Genomic DNA, 21,221 nt, shown 5'->3' on the forward strand with positions numbered 1-21,221 from the left:
CGCCTTCGGGGCCACCGGGCGACACGCTCGGTCGCCGCGCCCGGGCCACTCGGGTCACCGGCCGGACAGGACCAGCGCGAGCTTGCCGATGACGCGGCCGTCGAGGAGGTGCCGCACGGCCGCGGCCGTCTCGCCGAGCGGGTAGACGTGGTCCACGACGGGCTTGAGCGTGCCCGCGTCGATGAACGCGGTCAGGTCGCGCAGTCCTTCGGCGTGCTCGGAGGAGATGAAGGTGCCGAGGTGCTGTCTCGTGAACGGGGAGAGCATCTGCGCACGGAGCTGGCGGTCGGTTCCGCCGAGCCAGGCGCCGTCCGTCTCGCCGCCTGTGATGATCAGCCGGCCGAGGGGGGTGAGCGCGCGGCGCAGGTCGCCGAGGCCGCGGTTGCCGGCGATGTCGATGATGACGTCGTAGCGTCGCGCGTCGGCGAGGAAGTCCTCACGGGTGTAGTCGAGGACGCGGTCGGCGCCCAGGGCCCGTACCGCGTCGAGCTTGGGCGTGCTCGCGACGGCCGTGACCTGGGCCCCACAGGCGTGGGCGAGCTGGACGGCGAAGGTGCCCACGCCTCCGGCGGCTCCTGTGATCAGGACCTGCTGCCCCTCCCGGACCCGGCCCTCGTCGCGTACCGCCTGCAGCGCGGTGAGCCCGCTGACGGGCACCGTCGCCGCCTCCTCGAAGGTGAGTCCGGCCGGCTTGGGAGCGAGCCTGTCGGGGCGGGCGGCGACGTACTCGGCGAACGCGGCGACCGCCGTGCCGTACACCTCGTCGCCGGGCGCGAACCCGGTGACATCGGCGCCGACCGCCTCGACGACACCCGCGAGGTTACGCCCGGGGTTGGGATACTTCGGCCGGCGCAGGCCGAACACCGCCCGGACCGGATACGGCAGGCCGGCCATGGTGTGCCAGGTGCCCCGGTCCACGCTGGACGCGCGCACCCGCACCAGTACCTGGTCCGGCCGGGCACGGGGCCGGGCGAGCTGTGCCGTCCGGAGCACGGCTTCCGGCTCGGCTCCGTACCGCTCCTGCACGACGGCCGCCATCAATTCGGTCGCACCGGCGGGCGCGGTCGCCTCGCTCATGTTCCGCATGTCGCTACTCCCGGGGTCCGTCTCCCTCACTTACTTACAACGTAAGTCTGCACTTACACCGTAAGCCTGTGCTTACGCCGTAAGTAGAGCACTTACGGCGTAAGCTCGTCAACGTTTGGAGTCCAGGAAGAGGGAGTGACCGTCCGCCGTGTCCCGCCGCAGCACCACACAGCCGCCCCGCGAGACGCTCAGCCGCCAACGGGTGCTGCATGCCGCCGTCGAACTCGCCGACACCGGCGGCCTGGAGACGCTCAGCATGCGCAGACTCGGCGAGGCCGTGGGTGTCGAGGCGATGTCCCTGTACAACCACGTGGCGAACAAGGAGGACCTGCTCGACGGCATGGTCGACCTGGTCTTCGGCGAGGTCGACCTGCCTTCACCGGGCGACGACTGGCGGCCGGCCATGCGGCGGCGGGCGATCTCCATGCGTGAGGTGCTGTCCCGCCACCGCTGGGCCATCGGGCTGATGGAGTCGCGATCCGCCCCGGGCCCCGCCACCCTGCGGCACCACGATGCCGTTCTCGGCTGTCTGCGTGAGGCGGGGTTCTCCCTCACCCTGACCGCCCACGCCATCTCGGTGCTCGACAGCTACATCTACGGGTTCGCCCTGCAGGAGAAGACCCTGCCCTTCGACACCCCGGCCGAGACCGCCGAACTGGCGGAGTCCATCATGAGCGGCTTCGACGACGGCGAGTACCCGTACCTGACCGAGATGGCGACCGTCCATGTCATGCGCCCCGGATACGCCTACGGTGACGAGTTCGAATTCGGGCTGGACCTCATTCTCGACGGCCTCGGGCAAGCGGCGGGTGCGGGTGGTGGAGTGGGGTGAGTGGCACGGCAAGGCGGAGGCGGTCTTCTACGGCCGTCCTCCACGAGGCCGCCGACCCGCCTTCGACGCCGGCGGTGTCGACGCCGGTCAGTGGCGCCGCTGGGCCGCCTCCGCCGGCTCCTCGCCCGCGCTCGCGGGCGCGAGCGAACGCCCAGCCCGCTACGAGTCGGACGTCACCGGGCGTCCGACTCGGGTTCGGGACGCGGGAGTTCGTCCAGGTCGAGAGTGAAGGTCCGGCCGTCTGCCAGCGGGATGGGGAGCTTGCCCGTGCCGTACTCGTGGGTGTGTGCCGCGATGTAACCAGACGGCCTCGGAGATCAGCAGGACGTCCTCGAAGCGGTAGCGCATGCCCTCCCGGCGGGCGTCCTCACGAAGGATCGCCAGATCGGGGGCGGAGTTCTCGTCGGCGGAGAAGTCGATGTGGACAGGCGTGCTGAGTCGCTGTCGTCTCAGACGGCGGCGGGGAGTGGGTCCCGGGACCGGCAGTCCCGGCAGTGGCTGTGTCCCGCGGAGCGGAAGCCCCGGTCGCAGCCGTCGCAGTTCCGCATCTCCATGACCACCGGGCGTTCTGGGGTCTCGACGGTTTTGGCCTCCGGTGCGGTCAGGGGTGTCTCCTTGAGGCGGTAGGCGAGGATGCCGACCGGGCGGACCAGGAGGTCTGCCGGGAGACGGGCGGTGAGGTGGTCGGTGATCTGGGTGGGCAGCAGGCCTGCCCCGAGCCACCGGGTGACGGCCGGGACGAGGCGGGCGGCTTCCCGCTCGGACAGGACGAGGCGGGGGTCGACCCGGCGGAGACCGGCGAGTACGGCGATGGCTCGGGGGTCGACGTCGGCGAGCGGGACCGGTACCTCCGCCTCCGCCGCGGTCTCAACCTCGGTCTCAGCCGCGGTCTCGGTCGCTCCCGGCTCCGCTGCCTGCTCCGTCTTCCCCTCCGCCGGTCCGGGCGTTCCCACCGTGTCCGGCACGGCCCCGGACGCGGGCGCGTGCGTGGCAGCTGCGGGTCGCTTCCGGGGGCGACGCGGCTCGGGCGGCCTGGGAGACCCGTCCGGATCCGGGTCGGGTTCGCCGCCGGGTACGTCGTAGAAGTACGTCCGGGTACGGACCTGCCCGGTAGGCGTTCGCTCGCGCCGACGCTCCAGGTATCCGGCCACTTCCAGCTCTCTGAGCGCGCGCGAGATGAGGATCTCGCCCTCGTCGAAGTGCTCGCACAGGGCGGTGATGCTCACGCACGTACCGGTGGGCAGAGAGGAGATGTACGCCGCGACACCGACCGTGACCGCGCTGCCGCGCCGCTGGGCGAGGGCATTGGAGATCACGGTGAAGTCGGCCGTGAGGCGGGTGCGTACGTGGATCACGCCGGAGGTCGGTGCTCCGGCGTCGGCGCGCAGGGGCGCGTTAGACTGCGGGTCAGCCATTGGGAAGGTTGGTGCTTCCTGATCGGTCAGGCCCTCGTTCGGGATTGCCGTCCCGGCCGGGGGCCGTATCTGTTTGCGGTTGTCACGGCGAACGTAACCGCCCGCATCCTGCGCCTGCAAGCCGGTCACTCGGACGGGTGACGTGGGCCTTGCGGCCGGGGAGGGTGGGTGGGCGGGTAGTTCTTTCCCCCGGTTCTTTGGGGAGGTCAGTGGCCCGCCGGACCCTCGTGGACAAGGGCCCGGTGAGCCGGGAAGACGGCCGACGGCCGGGGCCCGGCCGACTCAGGGGCGGCGACAGCGCCCGGCCTTCAACTCGCCTCTGAAGCTCCCTTCGGCCCGGACTTAAGAGAGCCCGGCCGTGGCACACCGCCGCGGTGGCGGGCGCTCCGGCCGGGCTCTCGTACGTCTTACGCCTGTCTGCGTCTGCGGGGCTGTTCCGGCCGTCGTGGGCCAGGCCTCCCCGTCGTCCCCGGGGGTGGAGGGCCACCGGGGCCGCGGAGGTGTGCGGGGCGGCTACTCGTCGCCCTCGTCGTCCTTCGGCTTGTCGGCCTCGTCGACGTCCTCGGCCAGGCCGAGCTGCTCGACGAGCCACTTGTCGAACTCGATGGCGGCGCGCACCCAGCTGACCGTCGACGAGACGAAGTGCTCCAGGCTGACGCCGGTGCCGATCAGGAGCTGGGCCTCACCGATGAGACGGACCGTGCCGTCGTCGTGGGTGTGGCTGTAGACCTTGGGCCACAGGGTGCGGCGGTTCCAGTCGTCGATCGTCTCCAGCAGGGCCGGCTTCTCGTCGATCTGGTGCGGGCGGTCGTAGAACGTGCGCACCGAGAAGACCTGCTGGTCACCCTCGCCACGGAACATGAAGTACGTACGGAATTCCTCCCACGGCGCCGCGAGGTCACCCTCGTCGTCGACGACGTACTTCAGCTCCATCTGGTCCAGGAGCTGCTTCACGAGGTCCTGATCCGGGACGACGGGGCCCGCCGGCCCTTGGGGCTGCGGCTCGGGCTGGCCCCCGAAGTTCGGAATCGAGGACGGGTCGATTGACATACGTTTTATACTCCTGCAGTCGTCTGGCTCGTCCGGCCGTCGCAGAGCGGAGACCAGACGTACAGATCCCACCCTCTCTCTCTTGGCCCTTGCCCGGCAACTGCCGCCGCCGACAGGATTGCCCTGCGCGTCGGATCAACGACGGGAGTGCCAGAATCCCGGCCCCATTCCCCTGGCCTGCCGAAGCTCAAGGAAGTACTGGCGGAACCCTTCCTCCGGACAGTCGCTCCCGTCGTCGGCCCCTGCGGCTCCGCTCGGGTCTGGGTCTCCCGCTCGGCGCCGAAGCGGCAGGGGAAGGTACATGTGCGCGGCGCCCGACCTGTGGGTTCCCTCACAGAAGTAGCGGACACCGGCCTTGAGGAGGATCGCCGCCCGGCCCTCCCAGTCCCTCTGCGCGCTCCAGCGTTCGCGGTAGACCGCACCGGTCGGCTCCTCGATCCACCGGGCGGGGACCACCGGTTCGGTCTCCAGCCTCACGATCGTCTTCGCATACTCGTCCATTTGGCGGGTCAGTACCTCCACAGCCGCCGGGCCGGTTGCCTGCCCGACGGCCGCGGTGAGGTTGACGAGAGCATGACGCAACTCGGCAATGGCCGCCGTGTGGTTCCGTCCTGGTACGTAGACGCGCTTCGTCTCGGTCAGCGCACCGGCCTTGTCCAGAAAACGCCGCTCCACTGTCTCGTAGAGACTCTCGGCACGCCAGGTCGAAGGGGCCTCGCAGCGATTCATCTCGGAGATGGAACGGCACTGGTAGTAGGTGAGCACCCTCGCCGTTCCGTCGGCCAGACGGTTCTTCTGATGCCGTACGTACATGGGCCTGCCGCAGATGCAAAAGACCACGCCGAGCAATGGGGTCCGCCAGCCTTTGACCGGCCCGGTGTCCCGAACGCTTCTCTCGGTGATGACGGCGTCCTGGAGCGCCGCGAACTCTTCGGGAGTCAGGAGGGGGTCCGCCCAGACCACGGGCTGCCCGTCCGAGTCCAGAACGGGTTCGGAACGATGCAGCATCACACCCATCAGCGCGGGCGACCTGAGCATGTTGCGCAAGGGGGTCACAGTCCAGAGAGTGCCCTTCTCCGGCCTGCGCTCATGCTGCGGAAGATCCTTGTTCTGCTCCCTGCGCTGATGGTCCCGGGCACTGGGCACGCCTCGCGCGTTCCAGTCCCGAGCCACCGCGTAGACCGTGTCCTGGCCATGGACAACGCGCTCGTACGCCTCGCGCACGAGCTGTGAGGTGCACGGGTCGACCACCAGACGCTTGCGGGGCTCTCCCAGGTGGGAGAAGACCTCAGCGCGGTAGCCGAAGGGCCAGACTCCGCCGTTCCACAGCCTGTTCTCGCGGAAGAACTGCGTGCGGTCGAGTTGCTTGGCCTGAACTGCCCTGCGGTACTTGGCTGCCTGGGCCGCCTTGATGCCCGCCAGCATCCGTCCGTCCTCGGAGTGGATGTCGAACATCGGATCGTCGAGAACCTCGATGTCCTTCCCGTTCTTCAAAATCCAGTCGACGAAGTGCCACCAGTGCATGTCATCACGCGTGATGCGGTCCTGTTCGGTGACCATGAGGACGTCCCACTCGTGCACAAGCGGATCGGTGAGCCACTTTCTCAGACTGGGGCGCTGATCAAGATTGACGGCGCCGGACACGGTGGCGTCGACGACCCGCCCCGCCTCCGTGTAGGCGCCCCGCCGCACCGCCAGGGTGAGCGCCTCGTCCTGCCGAGTGAGCGCCGACGACGCCTCGGTGTCACGGCTGATGCGCTGCACGGCCAGAACTCGTTTCATACGACATCCCTCCCTGCCGGAGGAACGAGCTCGCCTGCCTGGAGGTTACGTCAAGAAAGGATTGTCGACTCGATACTCACCCTGAATAGCAGGTCTCCCCGCACAGCTGCGCGGCCCCGAAGTACCTTGTCCCGGGGCCGCGACCAGAGAATTCTTTCGACTACAGCGTCTTGCCCGTCCCCTCCCGAGGCGCCGGCCCCACGATCAGGCCCTCTCCCTCCCCGAACGTGTCCACCCGGACCGTGTCGCCGTCCTTGACCTCGCCGGCGAGGATCTCCTTCGCGAGGCGGTCGCCGATCGCGGTCTGGACGAGGCGGCGCAGGGGGCGGGCGCCGTAGGCCGGATCGTTGCCCTCCTCCGCGAGCCAGGCCAGCGCCTCGGGGGTGATCTCCAGGGTGAGGCGGCGCTCGGCGAGGCGCTTGGCGAGGCGGTCGATCTGCAGTTTCGCGATGCGCTGCAGCTCCGCCTTGTCCAGGGCGGAGAAGACGACCAGGTCGTCCAGGCGGTTGAGGAACTCCGGCTTGAAGGAGGACCGGACCACCTCCAGGACCTGCTGCTTCTTCTCCGCCTCGGTGGTGACGGGGTCGACCAGGTACTGGCTGCCCAGGTTCGAGGTGAGGATCAGGATCGTGTTGCGGAAGTCGACCGTGCGGCCCTGGCCGTCGGTGAGCCGACCGTCGTCCAGCACCTGGAGGAGGATGTCGAAGACCTCCGGGTGGGCCTTCTCCACCTCGTCGAGCAGGACCACGGAGTACGGGCGCCTGCGGACGGCCTCGGTCAGCTGGCCGCCCTCCTCGTAGCCGATGTAGCCGGGGGGCGCGCCGACCAGCCGGGCCACGCTGTGCTTCTCGCCGTACTCCGACATGTCGATGCGGATCATGGCCCGCTCGTCGTCGAAGAGGAAGTCGGCGAGGGCCTTCGCCAGCTCGGTCTTGCCGACGCCGGTCGGGCCGAGGAAGACGAAGGAGCCGGTCGGGCGGTCCGGGTCGGCGATGCCCGCGCGGGAGCGTCGTACGGCGTCGCTCACCGCGCGCACGGCCTCGCCCTGGCCGATGAGGCGGCGGCCCAGTTCGTCCTCCATGCGGAGCAGCTTCTGGGTCTCGCCCTCCAGCAGCCGGCCGGCCGGGATGCCGGTCCAGGAGGCGACGACATCCGCGATGTCGTCGGCGCCGACCTCGTCCTTGACCATGGTGTTCTTGGACGCGGCGGCCTCCTCCTCGGCCTCGGAGGCCTCCTCCAACGCCCGCTCCAGCGTGGGGATCTCGCCGTAGAGGAGCTTGGAGGCGGTGTCGAAGTCGCCGTCGCGCTGGGCGCGTTCGGCCTGGCCGCGCAACTCGTCCAGCTTCTCCTTGAGTTCACCGACGGCGTTGAGGGACTGCTTCTCCTTCTCCCAGCGGGCGGTGAGGCCGCGCAGCTCCTCCTCCTTGTCGGCGAGGTCGCGGCGCAGACGCTCCAGGCGCTCGCGGGAGGCGGCGTCGGTCTCCTTGTCGAGGGCCATCTCCTCCATGCGCAGCCGGTCCACGGACCGCTGCAGTTCGTCGATCTCGACGGGCGAGGAGTCGATCTCCATCCGGAGCCGCGAGGCGGACTCGTCGACGAGGTCGATGGCCTTGTCGGGCAGGAAGCGGGAGGTGATGTACCGGTCGGAGAGGGTGGCGGCGGCGACCAGCGCCGCGTCCGCGATCACCACCTTGTGGTGGGCCTCGTAGCGGCCCTTGAGTCCGCGCAGGATGGCGATGGTGTCCTCGACGGTCGGCTCGGCGACCAGCACCTGCTGGAAGCGGCGCTCCAGCGCCGGGTCCTTCTCGATGCGCTCGCGGTACTCGTCGAGGGTGGTGGCGCCGACCATGCGCAGCTCGCCGCGGGCCAGCATCGGCTTCAGCATGTTGCCGGCGTCCATCGCGGAGTCGCCGCCGGCGCCCGCGCCGACGACCGTGTGCAGTTCGTCGATGAAGGTGATGATCTGCCCGTCGGAGTCCTTGATCTCCGCGAGCACGGTCTTCAGCCGCTCCTCGAACTCACCTCGGTACTTCGCCCCGGCGACCATGGCGCCCAGGTCGAGCGCGACCAGCCGCTTGTTCTTCAGCGACTCGGGCACGTCGCCCTTGACGATCCGCTGGGCGAGCCCCTCGACGACGGCGGTCTTGCCGACGCCCGGCTCACCGATAAGGACGGGGTTGTTCTTCGTACGGCGGCTGAGCACCTGCACGACCCGCCGGATCTCCTGGTCCCGGCCGATGACGGGATCGAGCTTGCCCTCCCGCGCGGCGGCGGTGAAGTCGGTCCCGAACTTCTCCAGGGCCTTGTACTGGCCCTCCGGATCGGCGGTGGTCACCCGGCGTCCTCCCCTTGCCTTCTGGAACGCCTCCTGCAACTTCCTGGCGTTCGCCCCCTGCCGGGAGAGTACGTCCCCGGCCTGGCCGCCCTTGTCCGCGATCCCGATCAGGAGGTGCTCGGTGGAGACGTACTCGTCGCCGAGCTCCTTCGCCTTGGCCTGGGCCTCGGCGACGACGCTCAGCAGCTCGCGGTTCGGCTGGGGCGGCGAGACGGTGGAGCCGGTCACGCTGGGCAGACCGGCCAGGACCTTCTCGGCGCCCGCGCGCACGGCCGCCTGATCGGCCTCGACGGCGGCGAGCAGGTCGGTGATGTTCTCGTTGTCCTGGCCCTGGAGCAGAGCCAGCAGCAGGTGGGCGGGGGTGAAGTCGGGGTGTCCCTCGGACACGGCCCGGTTGCTGGCCGCGTTGATCGCGTCCCGGCTCCTGTTGGTCAGCTCGGCGTCCACGTTCGCGCTTCCCTCCTTGCGTCAGCCGTCGGCCACAGTGACTTGGGCAACGTGCATAAAGTTGAGTCTATTCCACTCAAGGTGGAGTCGGGAGGCATCCCGGGGATTGGATCGAGGGAGTCGGGGGCGGTCCGGAGGGCCGGGGGGCGGTCCGGAGGGCCGGGGGGCGGTCCGGAGGGCCGGGGGGGCGGTCCGGGCCCGGAGTCGTATCCACCGCTAGATTCCACGACCGTGAGTACCTACCGAGTGGACCCGGGCGCCCCGGACGCCGCCTATCTGGCCTTCTGGCAGGAGCGCCACCTCTGCACCCTGACCACCCTCCGCGCCGACGGCAGCCCCCATGTGGTGCCCGTCGGAGTGACATACGAACCCGGGGCGCGTCTCGCTCGGGTGATCACCAGTTCGACGAGCGCGAAGGCACGGCATGTGCGCCTGGCCGGGGAGGAGGGGGCCCGGGTCGCCGTCTGCCAGATGGAGGGCAAGCGCTGGGCCACGCTGGAGGGGCGCGCGTTCGTCCGTACGGACCGGGAGCGGATCACGGACGCCGAGCGGCGGTACGCGGAGCGGTACGGCAGGGATCCGCGGCCGAATCCGCAGCGCGTGGTGATCGAGATCGAGCTGACGGGGGCGCTGGGGCGGGGGTGAGACGGGGGCGGTGACGCCCCGAGGGTGACCGTCCGCTTCCGGTTGACCTTTTTTCGGACAGATGGGCGGGCGGGTGGGGTGGTTCCGATACCGGGGGACATCCTGAAATGTCGCCCTAAACCTGCAGCGGCGTCACCGTGTTCAGGTCACGGTGACGCCGCTGCTGGGGGGAAGCGCCTGAGCGATTTGAAACGACGGGGGAATCGCTTCAGGCACTGCGGGGGGTGGCTGAGACGGCCGTGGAGGCCTGGGTCTCCGGCTCGGCGAGCCGGTGGTCGCGCTGGTCGAGATTGACGAAGACCATCCCGTACCGAACGGCACACCGCACTGGCTGCGGCGCGCCGCGCGGTCGCCGCAGACACCGGTACGCCCGGATGTCCTCGTCCTCGTCCCGGGTCACCACCACCGGTTCACCGAACACGGTCACCATCAACGAGTCACCGCTGTGGGGGATGGCGGTGGCCAGGTCGATGAAGTGCCAACCGGAGCGATAGGCGGTCGCCATTTCGCGCCGGAAAGAACGGTCGTCGGGAGGAGTGGTCACATCAGCCCCCTGCTCCGTCATCAGCCGGGGGCACCGGCCAACTGGTGTCCGCGGCCCGCGCCAGTGTCGTCGACTCCGCAACCGCCGGCCAACTGGTGTCCGCGCGATTGTCACCCTTCGTCTCGGAGAGGGCACTCAGCGCTCCGAAAACGACAACGGTGGAGAAGGCGGCGACAAGCACCGAGCGAAGCATTCTCTTACGCATAGTCGGCTTCGTCCTCACTTGAAGGTCCCCTCTTCCCCCGTCGAGTACGACGATGGCTCATTCGGGCACGTCATGGCCACATAATCAATGCATCATGTTCCTGCATGTTCAGGACCCTGGGGGGTGGAGATTTGGTGGAGAATCGGGCTGAAGCGACACATCCCCACACGGTGGCCAATCTGTGCGACGAGGGAGCACGTCTCTACGCACACGCACTGCGGACGGGACGCATCGCACGCGAGGAGGTTGAGCCCGCCCCCTGCCTCATGGAGTTCCCCCTGCTCCATCCCGACCCCGATGACGCGAACTGGCTCCGTCCCGTTCCCCCTTCGGTCGCACTGGCCCAGCGGCTCAACCCGATAGAGCGCGAGATCGCCGAACAGCGGCGCCGGTCGATCGAGCTCAGCGACGCGTTCGAACCCTTTATGGCACTCAGCGCCCAGGTGTCCGCCCCGACCCACGCCATCAGAGTGTTGGAAGGCGGAGAGCAGATACAGACGGCTCTCAACCTGGCCACCGCCGAGTGCCAGATCGAGGTGCTGACGGTCCAGCCGAGCAACCGCATATCGGAGCGCAACCTGCTCCAAGGGCTGGAACGTGACAGACCGTTGATCGAACGTGGTGTGCGGATCCGCACCCTGTATCAACACACGGCCCGGCACAACCCTGAAAAGCTGGCGTACGTGGCGCGGCTGTCCGACGGCAAGGTGGAATACCGCACTATCGACGAGTTGGTCGAGCGCCTCATCATCTGCGACGACACCGTAGCTTTCATCCCCACCCGCGACGACCAGCAGGTCGCCCTGGAACTCAGACATCCGGGCCTCGTGCGCTACCTGGTCAAGGTCTTCGAGTTCATGTGGGGCCGAGCCGTCCCACTGACAGCCGGCGCCCCCTACGAGACGGCCCCCGACGGCATCACGGACATCCAGCACTCCATCGCCAAGCTCCTCGTCGAAGGCCACGTGGACGAGGCCATAGCCCGCCGCCTCGGCATGAACGTCCGCACCTGCCGCGCCCACATAGCCAAGCTGGCGACCGCGCTCGGCAGCGGCAGCAGGGCCCAACTCGGCTACCTGATCGCCCAGTCGGGGATACTGGAGCAGGAGAGCTGAACGCTATGGGGGAGCGGTTACAGGAAGTCGCCGAGGGCCACGGGCACGGACCGGCGCAGTTATGCAAGGCAGGGTTCGACCTGTACGCGAGGGCGCTACGCGAGGGCCGGATCCCGGTGGAGGACTCCGATCACGCGCCCTGCCTGCTCGACTTCGGGCTCTTGCGTCCGGACAGCAGTGCCCCCCACTGGCTGCACCCACTGGCACCGACCCTGGCGCTGCCACGGCTCTTGCACGAAAGCGCCCGGGACATCGCCCGGCGACGGCACGAGGAGGCTCGACTGACAGAGGTGTTCGAGCCGTTACTGGCCCTCGACAGCCGTTCCGAATCACTTGCGGAAGTTCCGGGCATTGGCCTCCTCGCCGGCTTCGACCGGATCAACGAGGCCATCGGACTGGCCATGGACGAAGCCCAGGAAGAACTGCTCACCATCCAGCCGGGGGGCAGACGTTCCGCCACACGTCTGCACGATCTGGGCCTCCCCCGCGAACAGCGGATGCTCGCCCGGGGCTGCCGCATCCGCACGCTCTACCAGGACACCACCCGCCACGACCTCGGAGTCATCGCCCACTTCGAACGGCTGGTGGGCGACGTTCAGGTCCGCACCCTCGACGAGGTCACTAAGCGCCTTCTGATCGTCGACCGGGCCGTGGCCTTCGTCCCCGCCAGTGAGGACCGGACACAGGCTCTGGAGATCCGCCACGCCGGCCTGGTCTCCTTCCTCGCCACGGTCTTCGACCGCTTCTGGGCCGTGGCCACTCCCATGTACCCCGAGACCGTCCAGCTGCCCGTGATCGACGGCATCACCCCGCGCCAACGCGCCATCGCCCACCTCCTGGTCGAGGGGCACACCGACACGGCCATCGCCGATCGGCTCGGTCTCAACGTGCGCACCGCCCGCCTCCACATCGCCAAGTTGGCCGCCCAGCTCGGCAGTGAGAGCCGGGCGCAACTCGGTTATCGCATCGCTGAGTCCGGCATTCTCAAGCAGGAGGATACGAAGCAGTGATCGCGGGAGGACACCAGAGCCACACGGCGGACGACATGTGCGAGGCCGGCACAGAGGTGTACGCACACGCCCTGCGCGAGGGACGAATACGCGACGAAGCTGCCAAGGCCGCACCCTGTCTGATCGATGCCGGACTGCTGCACCCCGTGATCGGTGACCCGTCCTGGCTGGAGCCAGCATCTCCCGCGACCGCCCTGCACCGGCTGCTGCGTGGCATCGAGGAACGGATCGCCGAGGAACGGCGCCGGGAGGAGTGGCTGGCGACGGTCTTCGAGCCGTTGCTGCGGGCCGCCGAGCGGTCGAGGACACCAGCGGACATCGGCGCTTCGGCGATCACTCTGCTCAGCGGCGTCGAGCAGATCAACACCGCCATCACCGAGGCCATGGCCGAGGCGAAGCAGGAAATGCTCTGCATTCAGCCGCACACCCACCAACACGGCACGCGCGGCCAGGAAGGGCAAGCCAGTTCCATCGGCCGCGATCAGGCCCTGCTGGCCCGAGGCGCCCGCATCCGCACGCTCTACCCGCACACCCTCCGGCACTCCCCCTTCGTCCTCGACCGCTATGAACAACTACGCGGAGACGCCGAGGCCCGCACCCTGGACCAGGTCACCGACCGCCTCATCCTCGTCGACCGCACAGTGGCCTTCATCCCCGCCGACGCCGAGCGCACCTTGGCCCTGGAGATCCGCCATCCCACCCTGATCTCCTTCTTCGCCACCACCTTCGACCGCCTCTGGCACCTTGCGACGCCCATGTACCCCGACGCCGTCCAACTCCCCGTGATCGACGGCATCACCCCACGCCAACGCGCCATCGCCCGTCTCCTGGTGGAGGGGCACACCGACACGGCCATCGCCGACAGGCTCGGGCTCAACGTCCGTACCGCCCGCCTCCACATCGCCAAGTTGGCCGCCCAGCTCGGCAGTGAGAGCCGGGCGCAACTCGGTTATCTCATAGGGCAGTCGGGGATTCTGGAGCGGGAATCGACGTCGTAGGGGCGGGCACCCTGAGGGGGTCGTCCGCCGACGTGGTGCGTGGCGGCCCGTCCAGGCCTGCCTCGGCGATGCGGACGCCCAGTTGGGTGCGACTGGCCGCGCCCAGGCGTTCGGAGAGGCGGGCGATGTGGGCCCGGCAGGTGCGGACGCTGATGCCGAGCCGCTCGGCGACCACCGCGTCCTGGTGGCCCTCCGCCAGCAGCGCCGCGATGGACCGTTCCCGGTGGGTGATGCCCGCGACGCCGGTCGAGGGCAGGGAGGCGGCGAGCGGGACGCCGAGGCGCCACAGGCGTTCGAAGACGGTGACCAGGTACTCCACCAGTGCCGGGTGGCGGATCTCCAGGGCCATGGTGCGGTCGGAGTTCGCGGGGATGAAGGCGACCGTGCGGTCGAAGACGATGAGGCGTTCCACGACCTCGTCCAGGGTGCGGGCCTCCGCCGACTCCCCCATCAGCTCCATGTAGTTGTGCAGGCCCTGCCCGTGCCGGGCCACATGCGTGTACAGGTCCCGCATCCGCACACCCCGGCGGCACATCGCCAGCGCCCGGTGCAGCCCCTCGCGCAGCTCGTCCTCGCGCCGGATGCCGCCGGGCTGCACGGTCAGCACCTCGGTCGTACAGCGGTCGGTGGCCTCGTCGATCGCCGCCCGGATCCGGGACAGCCCGTCGAGCACCCGGATCGCCGCGCTCTCCGCCGGATGCGGGCCCCGGGAACTGCCGAGCCCGGCGTACCACTCGACGGCGTCGACCGCCGCGCCCATCCGTGCCTGACTGGCGCTCACCTCGGCGTGGACGCCGCGCAGCAGCCGGGTCATGACCTCCTGCGGGGAGGTCGGCACCAGCCAGCCCATGTCGTCGGGGTCGGGGTGCAGCAGGGCGAGTTCGAGCAGACAGGGCACGGCGTCGGCGTCCGCGCGCGGGACACGGCCCCGCCGTACGGCCCTGGAGTACACCCGGTCCCCGGCCGCGCAGAGCCGGTCGGCACCGTGCGGATGCTCCTCGGTCGCGTGCCCGGCCATCACCCAATTCACCCCCGGTTCCAGCCCTTCGCAGCGCAACTATGCGCGGCCCGCACCGGCTCCGCAACACGGCTGCGCCAGGGTTATGCCCCTATAGGAGGGGTAATGTTCGCTTTTCTCCACCCCTCAGGTAGTGCGCTCTGCAACAAGGTCAACGACCCGGGACTGAAGTCCCGGGCTTGCAGAGCGGGCGCCACTGGTTGTGGTGCTGCGCTTGCGTCCTGTCCCGCCCTCGGATGTCGGGGGCGGGACTGAGGCGGTTGACTGCGCCCCGCGTCGCCACAACTCTTCCGCGCGGGCGCGGATGTTGCGGGAGCTGTTGCGGTCTGCGTGATCAACGAATCCGCAGGACCGGCACGCGAACCACGCCTGTGAGGCGCGGTTCGCCTTGTCGATGTGGCCGCACTCGGCGCAGGTGCGGGAGGTGTATGCCGGATCGACGTACACCACCGGCACCCCGGCCTTCTTGGCCTTGTACGCGATGAACGCCCCCAGCTGAGCGAAGGCCCAGCTGGAGTGGGTGGCCCGTTGGGGCTTTCGAAGCCGTACCCGTTCGCGAATGCCCGTCAGTTTTTCGAGGGCGATTCCGCGACCGGTGCGTTCTGCCTCGGCCACCACATGCTTCGCGATCTTGTGGTTGATGTCTCTGGCCCGCCGCGACTCCTTGCGCCGCCGCTTCTTCAGCCGGCGTTTGGCGGACGGGGTGTTCTTCTTCTGCAGCTTGGTGCGCAGGGTGCGTTCGCGCAGCCGACCCCGGTTGAGTTCGCGCCCGGCCATGATCTGACCGTCCGAGGTCGTGGCGATGTTCACGATGCCCAGGTCGATGCCGAGAAAACCCTCCGGATCCGCGTTCGGTTCGGCTTCGGGGATCTCGCAGGTGGCGTTCAGGAACCACATGCCGTCCCGGTACAGCAGGTCGGACTCGCCCCTGCGGTACAGGGCCAGACGGGCCAGCTGCTCCGGGGAGGCGGTGAACGCCACCTGCTTCACCCTCCCCGACAATGTCCAGATGGAGATGGTGCGGTCGGTGATCTGCCAGGACAGCATCCGGTCGTCAAAGGGCTGCGCACCCTCGGGCCGGAACGTGATCGGCTTCTCGGTGGCCCGCAGGTACCGCTTGGACCACCGCTTGCCCAGGTTCCCGGCCTTCGCATTCGCCGCCAGCGTGCGGTAGGCGTCGCAGGTCTTCTTGATGACGTGCTGGGCAGCCTGCGCGCCCAATTCCCACCGCTGCTTGATCTCGCGGTAGGTGTGCTCGCGCAGCGCGAAGTTCCGCTTCACATTTTTGGCGAAAGCCACCTCAGACACCCAGGACGCCGCCTCGTTGCAGGCATGCAGAGTCGCCTCGAGCGCCGCCGCCTGTAAGGGCGTCGGCAACAGCTTGACCTGCACCACCAGCTTCATGACACCCGAACCTACACAGCCGCCCGTACAAACAGACCACTTCCGTACACCTGTCCCACCATTCAGCGACCCGCCCGGCCGTACGTTCGACAGTGCCCCGGCTTCGCCAGACAGCCCTACGGGCGCTCCGCGCCCGAACTCCCGGACACTGCGACGCTCCGCGTCGCCACCACACGATGCGATTCCTCCCAGGCGTAAACGCCTGGGCTTCCTCGCATGAATCTCGCTGAAGTCAACGACGGAGGCGCCCCGCGCACGCCTCGGTCCGTCACACCCGCGCCGCGCCGGGGCCGTTGCACCCCCGCGCCCCGCGTGCCCGCGCCCCCGCACGCCGGCGCGAACGGCAGGTCGTCGGACGGAGACCCCGGTGACTGTTCCCCGCGCGCGGCCGCACCCCGCATCCCCCACCCGGCCGTACTTCAAACCCTCCGTTTCCGCAGGTCGTGGCCGTCCCCGCAAGACGGCGGAAACGCTCCGGTGATCGCGGCGTTACGGAGCGCGCTTACCGTCGGGCCATGGCGGACATATTTGACGCGTACGCGTTGGCCGACGCGTGGGACGAGATGTTCGAGCGGCCGGGTGAGGTCAGGGCCGCCTACGAGCCGGTGCTGGCGGCGCTCCAGCCGATCGAGCCGGCCGAACTGCGGTTCAGGGCGGACCAGATGGCCCGCGCGTTCACCGACCGGGGCGTCACGTACGCCTTCGCGGGCGAGGAGAGACCCTGGCCGCTGGATCTGGTGCCGCGCATCCTGGACGCCCTGGAGTGGGATCTGATCCAGCGCGGAGTGGCCCAGCGCGTACGCGCGCTGGAGGCGTACCTCGCCGACGCGTACGGGCCCTGCCGGGCCTTCGAGGACGGCGTGGTGCCCTGGCGGCTGCTCCTCAACTCCGCCCATTTCCACCGGGCCGCGCACGGTGTGGAGCCCCCGGGAGGGGTCCGTATCCATGTCGCGGGCATCGACCTCGTACGGGACGAGGCGGGCGACTTCCGGGTGCTGGAGGACAACGTCCGGGTGCCGTCCGGGGTCTCGTACGTCATCGAGAACCGGCGCGCGATGACCCGGGTGTTCCCGTCCCTCTTCGCCGAGCAGCACGTCGTGCCGGTGGACGGGTACGCGCAGCGGCTGCTCGCCGCGCTGCGGGCCGCCGCGCCCGGCGGGATCGGCGACCCGCGCGTCGTCGTCCTCACCCCCGGCCCCAGCAACGCCGCCTACTTCGAACACGCCCTGCTGGCCCGGCTGATGGGCGTGCAGTTGGTGGAGGGACACGATCTCGTCTGCCGGGGCAACCGGGTGTGGATGCGGACGACCCGCGGGGAGATGCCGGTCCATGTCGTATACCGGCGCCTCGACGACGACTTCCTCGATCCCCTCCACTTCCGGCCCGACTCGGTGATCGGCTGCCCCGGCATCATGGGCGCCGCGATGGCGGGGAACGTGACGCTGGCGAACGCGGTCGGCAACGGCATCGCGGACGACAAGCTCCTCTACACCTACGTCCCGGACCTCATCCGCTACTACCTCTCAGAGGAACCGATTCTCCCGAACGTGGAGTCGTTCCGGCCGGACGAGCCCGGACAGCTGGAGGCGGTCCTCGACCAGCTCGACCAGCTGGTGATCAAGCCGGTCGACGGGGCCGGCGGGCAGGGCATCGTCATCGGGCCGAAGGCCGACCGGAAGACGCTGGAGCGCACCCGGGAGGCCGTGGCGGCCGATCCGCGCGGCTGGATCGCGCAGCGGCCGGTCGCCCTGTCCACCTCCCCCACCCTCGCCGGTGAACGGATGGCCCCGCGCCACATCGACCTGCGGCCCTTCGCCGTCAACGACGGCAGCGAGGTGTGGGTCCTGCCCGGCGGACTCACCCGCGTCGCCCTCCAGGAGGGCAACCTCATCGTCAACTCCAGCCAGGGCGGCGGCTCCAAGGACACCTGGGTGCTCGCCGAGGGCCCCGCCGAGCAGCGCCCCGCGGAGACCGGCGGCCCGCTCCCGCAGAAGGCGCCGCGTCAGCTCGGACCCGACGGCACCCGCGTGGTCGCCCAGGAAGGGGCGCAGCAGCAGTGAACGACGTGATCCTCTCCCGGATAGCCGAGGCCCTGACCTGGACGGGGCGGTACGTGGAACGGGCCGACGCGACCGGCCGCATCCTCGACGCCTACCTCCACCGCCTCCTCGAAGACCCCTGGCGCGACGAGGACGCGGCCTGCCGCTCGCTCTACGCGATCCTCGGCGTCGACGCGCCCGACCAGCACTGCGACATGCAGCAGGTGCTGGACCGGCTGGCCTTCGACGCCCGCTCGACGGGGTCGATCGAGGGCGCGCTCGGGGCGGCGCGGCTGAACGCCCGCAGCGCCCGCGAGGCGGTGTCGTCGGAGATGTGGGAGTGCCTGAACTCCACCTGGCACGCGCTCGCCGACCAGCGCACGGCCGCGCGGCGCACGGGCGGCCCGTACGCGTATCTGGAGCTGGTACGGCGTCGCGCGGCCCTCTTCTTCGGGCTCGCGGACTCCACGATGAGCCGCGACGACAGCTGGCGTTTCGTGGTGCTGGGCCGCAGCCTGGAGCGGGTGGACATGACGGTGCGGCTGCTGTCGGTACGGGTGCTGGACGCGGCGCACGCGCCGGACTGGCCGACCCTGCTGAGCGCGAGCGGCGCCGACGAGGCGTACGCGCGGGTGCACGGCGGCTTCGGCGACAGCCCCAAGGTGGCCGAGTTCCTGCTCCTGGACCGCAACTTCCCACGCTCGGCGCTGCACGCCCTCACCACGGCGGAGGAGTGCCTGGCGGCGCTCGGCCGCCCCCGCCAGGACCCGGCCCGGCGTCCGATCGGAGCCCTGCGCACCCACCTCGAATACCTCGACTCCGAGGCGCTGGAGGCCGGGCTGCCGGCGCTGCTGCGCGACCTCCAGCAGGCGTGCATGGCCTCGGCGGAGGCAGTCGCCGAGAAGTTCTTCCCGTACCAGGGCCCCGTCGAGTGGGCCCAGGAAGGCGCGTGAGCACGATGAACATGCCCGCCACGGCTCCTCGGGCGACCCGGCGCCTACGCATCCGGCACACCACCCGCGTCGCGTACGCGCAGCCCGCGGCCTCCTCACACAACGAGGTCCGGATGACGCCGCTGACGCTGCCGGGCCAGACCACCCTGGACGCCCGGGTCCTGGTCAACCCGTCCACGCCCACGTGGTCGTACTGGGACTACTGGGGCACCCAGGTCACCGGCTTCGACCTCATCGAGCCGCACTCCGACCTGACGATCACCGCGACGAGCCTGGTGGAGACGTCCCCGCCCGAGGCGCTCCCGGACGCGCCGGACCGGGCGGAGATCCGCCGGGCGGCCGCGGACTCCCGCCTCCTGGAGTACCTGACGGCGACGGGCCGTACGACGCTCCCGCAGGGCCTGCTGGACCGGGCCCGGGAGGCGTCGGACGGCCTCTCCGCGCACGAGACGGCGATCGCGGTCTCGGCCCTGGTCGCCGACCACGTCGCGTATGTGCCGGGCGCGACCGGTGTGCACACCAGCGCGTTCGAGGCGTGGGAGCAGGGGGCGGGCGTCTGCCAGGACATCGCCCACCTCACCCTCGGCATGCTCCGCGGCCTCGGCCTGCCCACCCGCTATGTCTCCGGCTACCTCCACCCGGAGCGCGACGCCGAACTCCACCGCCCCGTCGCCGGCCAGAGCCACGCCTGGATCGAGTACTGGGCGGGCGACTGGACCGGCTACGACCCCACCAACCGCGTCCCCGCCGACGAGTCCCACGTGGTCGTCGGCCGGGGCCGCGACTACGACGACGTGACGCCCCACAAGGGCATCTACCGAGGGGTGGCCGGAGGTCCCCCGGAGGTGACGATCGAGTTCACTCGGGTGGCTTGAGGGCTACCTCCGGCTGACCGCGCTGCTGCTGGGCTACTTCAGGTTGGCCGCGTCGCAGTCGGACTTGAACTCGGCGGTGCAGATCTGCTTGACGGTGTAGATGTCGTCGGCGATGACCGTGTCCTCGATGTTGTTCTTGGTGAGGGCGACCGGGGGCACCAGCTGGGCCGGGATGTTCTTGGTGGTCGGGGAGTCGACGCTGTCCTTGGCGAGGGCGTCGAACTCGATGGAGCGGCCCTGGACCTTGGCGACGGCCATCTCGGCGGCGGCGCTCGCCTGCGTCGGGAAGGACTTGTACACGGTCATGTACTGGTCGCCCGCGAGGATCCGCTGCACCGCGTCCAGGTCGGCGTCCTGCCCGGTGACCGGCGGCACCTTGGCCACACCGGCGGTCTTCAGCACGTCGATGACGGCACCGGCGATACCGTCGTTGGCCGCGTAGACCGCGTCGATGTTGTCGACACCGAGCTTGGCGACCGCCTGCTCCATGTTGACCTTGGCGACCTTGGGGTCCCAGTCCTTGGTGTCGAACGACTCGGAGATCGTCACCTTGTCCTGGAGCTCGGAGAGCGCGCCGTCCTTGAACATGGCGGCGTTCGGGTCGGAGGGCGACCCGTTCATCATGACGATCTTGTTGGCGGCGCTGTCACCCAGGTCCTCGACCAGCGAGCGCCCCTGTACCTGCCCGACGAGCTCGTTGTCGAAGGAGACGTAGCCGTCGATCGGGCCCTCGGCCAGCCGGTCGTACGCGATGACGGGGATGCCCGCGTCGTCCGCCTTCTGCACGGCGGGCGCGACGGCCTTGGAGTCCACGGCGTCGACGATGATGATGTCGACCTTGTCCGCGATCATCTGCTCGAACTGGCTGTTCTGGGTCTCCGGGTCCTTCTCCGCGTTGGCGTACTTGGTCACGCCCTTGTTGTCGGTCAGCTCGGCGATCTTCTTCTTGATGTTGGGGTAGTCGAACTGCTCGTACCGCTTGGTGTCCTTGTCGGGGAACAGCACACCCACCGTGATGTCGTCGCCCTTCGTGGGGCTCGCCTCCGCGCTGTCGCCGATGTCCGAGACCCCGCAGGAGGCGAGGGAGACGGCTGCGGCCGAGGCGACGAGGGCGGTGGCGGTGCGGCGCAGAGCGGTGGTGCGACGACGTATACGGGTGCTGGGGGTGGTGCTGGTGGTACGGGCGTTCACATCAAGGGCCTTCCGGGCGTGGGCGCAGCACTGCGACCCAGGTGGCTGAAAGCCAACGCGGTGATCACCTCAGCGTCAAGGACCAATCACTTAACGAGATGACAACAGCCTTGTGTGGTCTCGGTGTGAAGAGGGTAAAGCAAGGGGCCCTCCGTGTCGCCGCGCGCCCTTCACCCTGACACGGGCCGGCGACGCCTCGCCGGATGCCGCCGCGCGCCAATGTCCACCGTACTGCCGGGGGTTGTGGGAGTAGGGAGTGCGGGGGTCGGGGCGGGGG

At 69.6% G+C, this 21,221-nt stretch carries 17 protein-coding genes; 8 read left to right on the plus strand and 9 right to left on the minus strand.

The features are described 5' to 3' along the window. Nucleotides 1-54 precede the first annotated feature (54 nt). Entirely contained in the window at nucleotides 55-1,086 is a 1,032-nt protein-coding gene (locus K1J60_RS19775) for an NAD(P)-dependent alcohol dehydrogenase (protein ID WP_259407803.1), read from the minus strand. Between the two features lie 148 nt (nucleotides 1,087-1,234). Here K1J60_RS19775 and K1J60_RS19780 point away from each other — a divergent pair, with 148 nt between their 5' ends. Further along, entirely contained in the window at nucleotides 1,235-1,918 is a 684-nt protein-coding gene (locus K1J60_RS19780; protein ID WP_220647363.1) for a TetR/AcrR family transcriptional regulator, read from the plus strand. 449 nt (nucleotides 1,919-2,367) lie between these two features. On the opposite strand, the gene K1J60_RS19785 is transcribed toward K1J60_RS19780, so the two are convergent. The 4 genes from K1J60_RS19785 to clpB all read right to left on the minus strand — a co-directional run bounded on the left by K1J60_RS19785 (nucleotide 2,368) and on the right by clpB (nucleotide 8,947). Next, entirely contained in the window at nucleotides 2,368-3,333 is a 966-nt protein-coding gene (locus K1J60_RS19785; RefSeq protein WP_220647364.1) for a hypothetical protein, read from the minus strand. A 513-nt stretch (nucleotides 3,334-3,846) separates the two neighbouring features. Next, entirely contained in the window at nucleotides 3,847-4,383 is a 537-nt protein-coding gene (locus K1J60_RS19790) for a YbjN domain-containing protein (RefSeq protein ID WP_220647365.1), read from the minus strand. Between the two features lie 135 nt (nucleotides 4,384-4,518). Further along, nucleotides 4,519-6,165: a recombinase family protein gene (locus K1J60_RS19795; RefSeq protein ID WP_220647366.1), complete on the minus strand. Its 1,647-nt coding sequence runs from the start codon at nucleotides 6,163-6,165 to the stop codon at nucleotides 4,519-4,521. 160 nt (nucleotides 6,166-6,325) lie between these two features. Then, on the minus strand, nucleotides 6,326-8,947 hold the full coding sequence (clpB, locus tag K1J60_RS19800) for an ATP-dependent chaperone ClpB (protein WP_220647367.1): 2,622 nt from the start codon (nucleotides 8,945-8,947) through the stop codon (nucleotides 6,326-6,328). 231 nt (nucleotides 8,948-9,178) lie between these two features. Here clpB and K1J60_RS19805 point away from each other — a divergent pair, with 231 nt between their 5' ends. Beyond that, entirely contained in the window at nucleotides 9,179-9,592 is a 414-nt protein-coding gene (locus tag K1J60_RS19805) for a pyridoxamine 5'-phosphate oxidase family protein (protein ID WP_220647368.1), read from the plus strand. A gap of 208 nt (nucleotides 9,593-9,800) precedes the next feature. Here the strand turns inward: K1J60_RS19805 and K1J60_RS19810 are convergent, their stop codons facing one another. Beyond that, nucleotides 9,801-10,136 carry a Rieske (2Fe-2S) protein gene (locus K1J60_RS19810; RefSeq protein WP_033524521.1) on the minus strand — a complete coding sequence of 112 codons (336 nt, stop codon included), beginning with the start codon at nucleotides 10,134-10,136 and terminating at the stop codon, nucleotides 9,801-9,803. Between the two features lie 309 nt (nucleotides 10,137-10,445). On the opposite strand from K1J60_RS19810, the gene K1J60_RS19815 reads away from it, so the two are divergent. From K1J60_RS19815 to K1J60_RS19825, 3 genes are read left to right on the plus strand one after another with little or no spacing between them, the layout of a single operon-like run. After that, complete coding sequence (locus tag K1J60_RS19815) at nucleotides 10,446-11,456, plus strand: helix-turn-helix domain-containing protein (RefSeq protein ID WP_220647369.1); 1,011 nt, start codon at nucleotides 10,446-10,448, stop codon at nucleotides 11,454-11,456. Between the two features lie 5 nt (nucleotides 11,457-11,461). After that, nucleotides 11,462-12,466: a helix-turn-helix transcriptional regulator gene (locus K1J60_RS19820; protein ID WP_220647370.1), complete on the plus strand. Its 1,005-nt coding sequence runs from the start codon at nucleotides 11,462-11,464 to the stop codon at nucleotides 12,464-12,466. Continuing rightward, nucleotides 12,463-13,464, plus strand: a complete 1,002-nt coding sequence (locus tag K1J60_RS19825; RefSeq protein WP_398683255.1) for a helix-turn-helix transcriptional regulator — start codon at nucleotides 12,463-12,465, stop codon at nucleotides 13,462-13,464. Before K1J60_RS19820 ends, K1J60_RS19825 begins: the two co-directional genes overlap by 4 nt. Here the strand turns inward: K1J60_RS19825 and K1J60_RS19830 are convergent. After that, on the minus strand, nucleotides 13,421-14,482 hold the full coding sequence (locus K1J60_RS19830) for a helix-turn-helix transcriptional regulator (protein WP_220647371.1): 1,062 nt from the start codon (nucleotides 14,480-14,482) through the stop codon (nucleotides 13,421-13,423). The two genes, K1J60_RS19825 and K1J60_RS19830, sit on opposite strands and share 44 nt — an antisense overlap. Before the next feature lie 126 nt (nucleotides 14,483-14,608). Continuing rightward, the gene (locus tag K1J60_RS19835) at nucleotides 14,609-15,886 is read right to left on the minus strand and encodes an RNA-guided endonuclease InsQ/TnpB family protein (RefSeq protein WP_220647372.1); all 1,278 of its coding nucleotides are present in this window, start codon (nucleotides 15,884-15,886) and stop codon (nucleotides 14,609-14,611) included. A gap of 515 nt (nucleotides 15,887-16,401) precedes the next feature. Here K1J60_RS19835 and K1J60_RS19840 point away from each other — a divergent pair. Genes K1J60_RS19840 through K1J60_RS19850 form a run of 3 tightly spaced genes read left to right on the plus strand, consistent with a single transcriptional unit; the run spans nucleotide 16,402 to nucleotide 19,753 of the window. Beyond that, nucleotides 16,402-17,946, plus strand: a complete 1,545-nt coding sequence (locus tag K1J60_RS19840; protein WP_220647373.1) for a circularly permuted type 2 ATP-grasp protein — start codon at nucleotides 16,402-16,404, stop codon at nucleotides 17,944-17,946. After that, nucleotides 17,943-18,878, plus strand: coding sequence for an alpha-E domain-containing protein (locus tag K1J60_RS19845; protein ID WP_220647374.1), 936 nt, complete (start codon nucleotides 17,943-17,945; stop codon nucleotides 18,876-18,878). The genes K1J60_RS19840 and K1J60_RS19845 overlap by 4 nt, the downstream gene beginning before the upstream one ends. 5 nt (nucleotides 18,879-18,883) lie before the next feature. Next, nucleotides 18,884-19,753 carry a transglutaminase family protein gene (locus K1J60_RS19850; protein ID WP_220651561.1) on the plus strand — a complete coding sequence of 290 codons (870 nt, stop codon included), beginning with the start codon at nucleotides 18,884-18,886 and terminating at the stop codon, nucleotides 19,751-19,753. 33 nt (nucleotides 19,754-19,786) lie between these two features. On the opposite strand, the gene K1J60_RS19855 is transcribed toward K1J60_RS19850, so the two are convergent. Continuing rightward, nucleotides 19,787-20,944, minus strand: a complete 1,158-nt coding sequence (locus K1J60_RS19855) for a sugar ABC transporter substrate-binding protein (protein ID WP_259407804.1) — start codon at nucleotides 20,942-20,944, stop codon at nucleotides 19,787-19,789. Nucleotides 20,945-21,221 lie beyond the last annotated feature (277 nt).

It is taken from the genome of Streptomyces akebiae, assembly GCF_019599145.1.
GTDB classification, from domain to species: Bacteria; Actinomycetota; Actinomycetes; order Streptomycetales; family Streptomycetaceae; genus Streptomyces; species Streptomyces akebiae.

Bases quoted from the DNA above. Each gene is read 5' to 3' on its own strand.
- K1J60_RS19775 (WP_259407803.1), bottom strand. From the start codon at position 1,086: ATGCGGAACATGAGCGAGGCGACCGCGCCCGCCGGTGCGACCGAATTG.
- K1J60_RS19785 (WP_220647364.1), bottom strand. From the start codon at position 3,333: ATGGCTGACCCGCAGTCTAACGCGCCCCTGCGCGCCGACGCCGGAGCA.
- K1J60_RS19790 (WP_220647365.1), bottom strand. From the start codon at position 4,383: ATGTCAATCGACCCGTCCTCGATTCCGAACTTCGGGGGCCAGCCCGAG.
- K1J60_RS19795 (WP_220647366.1), bottom strand. From the start codon at position 6,165: ATGAAACGAGTTCTGGCCGTGCAGCGCATCAGCCGTGACACCGAGGCG.
- K1J60_RS19815 (WP_220647369.1), top strand. From the start codon at position 10,446: ATGTTCAGGACCCTGGGGGGTGGAGATTTGGTGGAGAATCGGGCTGAA.
- K1J60_RS19820 (WP_220647370.1), top strand. From the start codon at position 11,462: ATGGGGGAGCGGTTACAGGAAGTCGCCGAGGGCCACGGGCACGGACCG.
- K1J60_RS19830 (WP_220647371.1), bottom strand. From the start codon at position 14,482: ATGGCCGGGCACGCGACCGAGGAGCATCCGCACGGTGCCGACCGGCTC.
- K1J60_RS19835 (WP_220647372.1), bottom strand. From the start codon at position 15,886: ATGAAGCTGGTGGTGCAGGTCAAGCTGTTGCCGACGCCCTTACAGGCG.
- K1J60_RS19840 (WP_220647373.1), top strand. From the start codon at position 16,402: ATGGCGGACATATTTGACGCGTACGCGTTGGCCGACGCGTGGGACGAG.
- K1J60_RS19850 (WP_220651561.1), top strand. From the start codon at position 18,884: ATGAACATGCCCGCCACGGCTCCTCGGGCGACCCGGCGCCTACGCATC.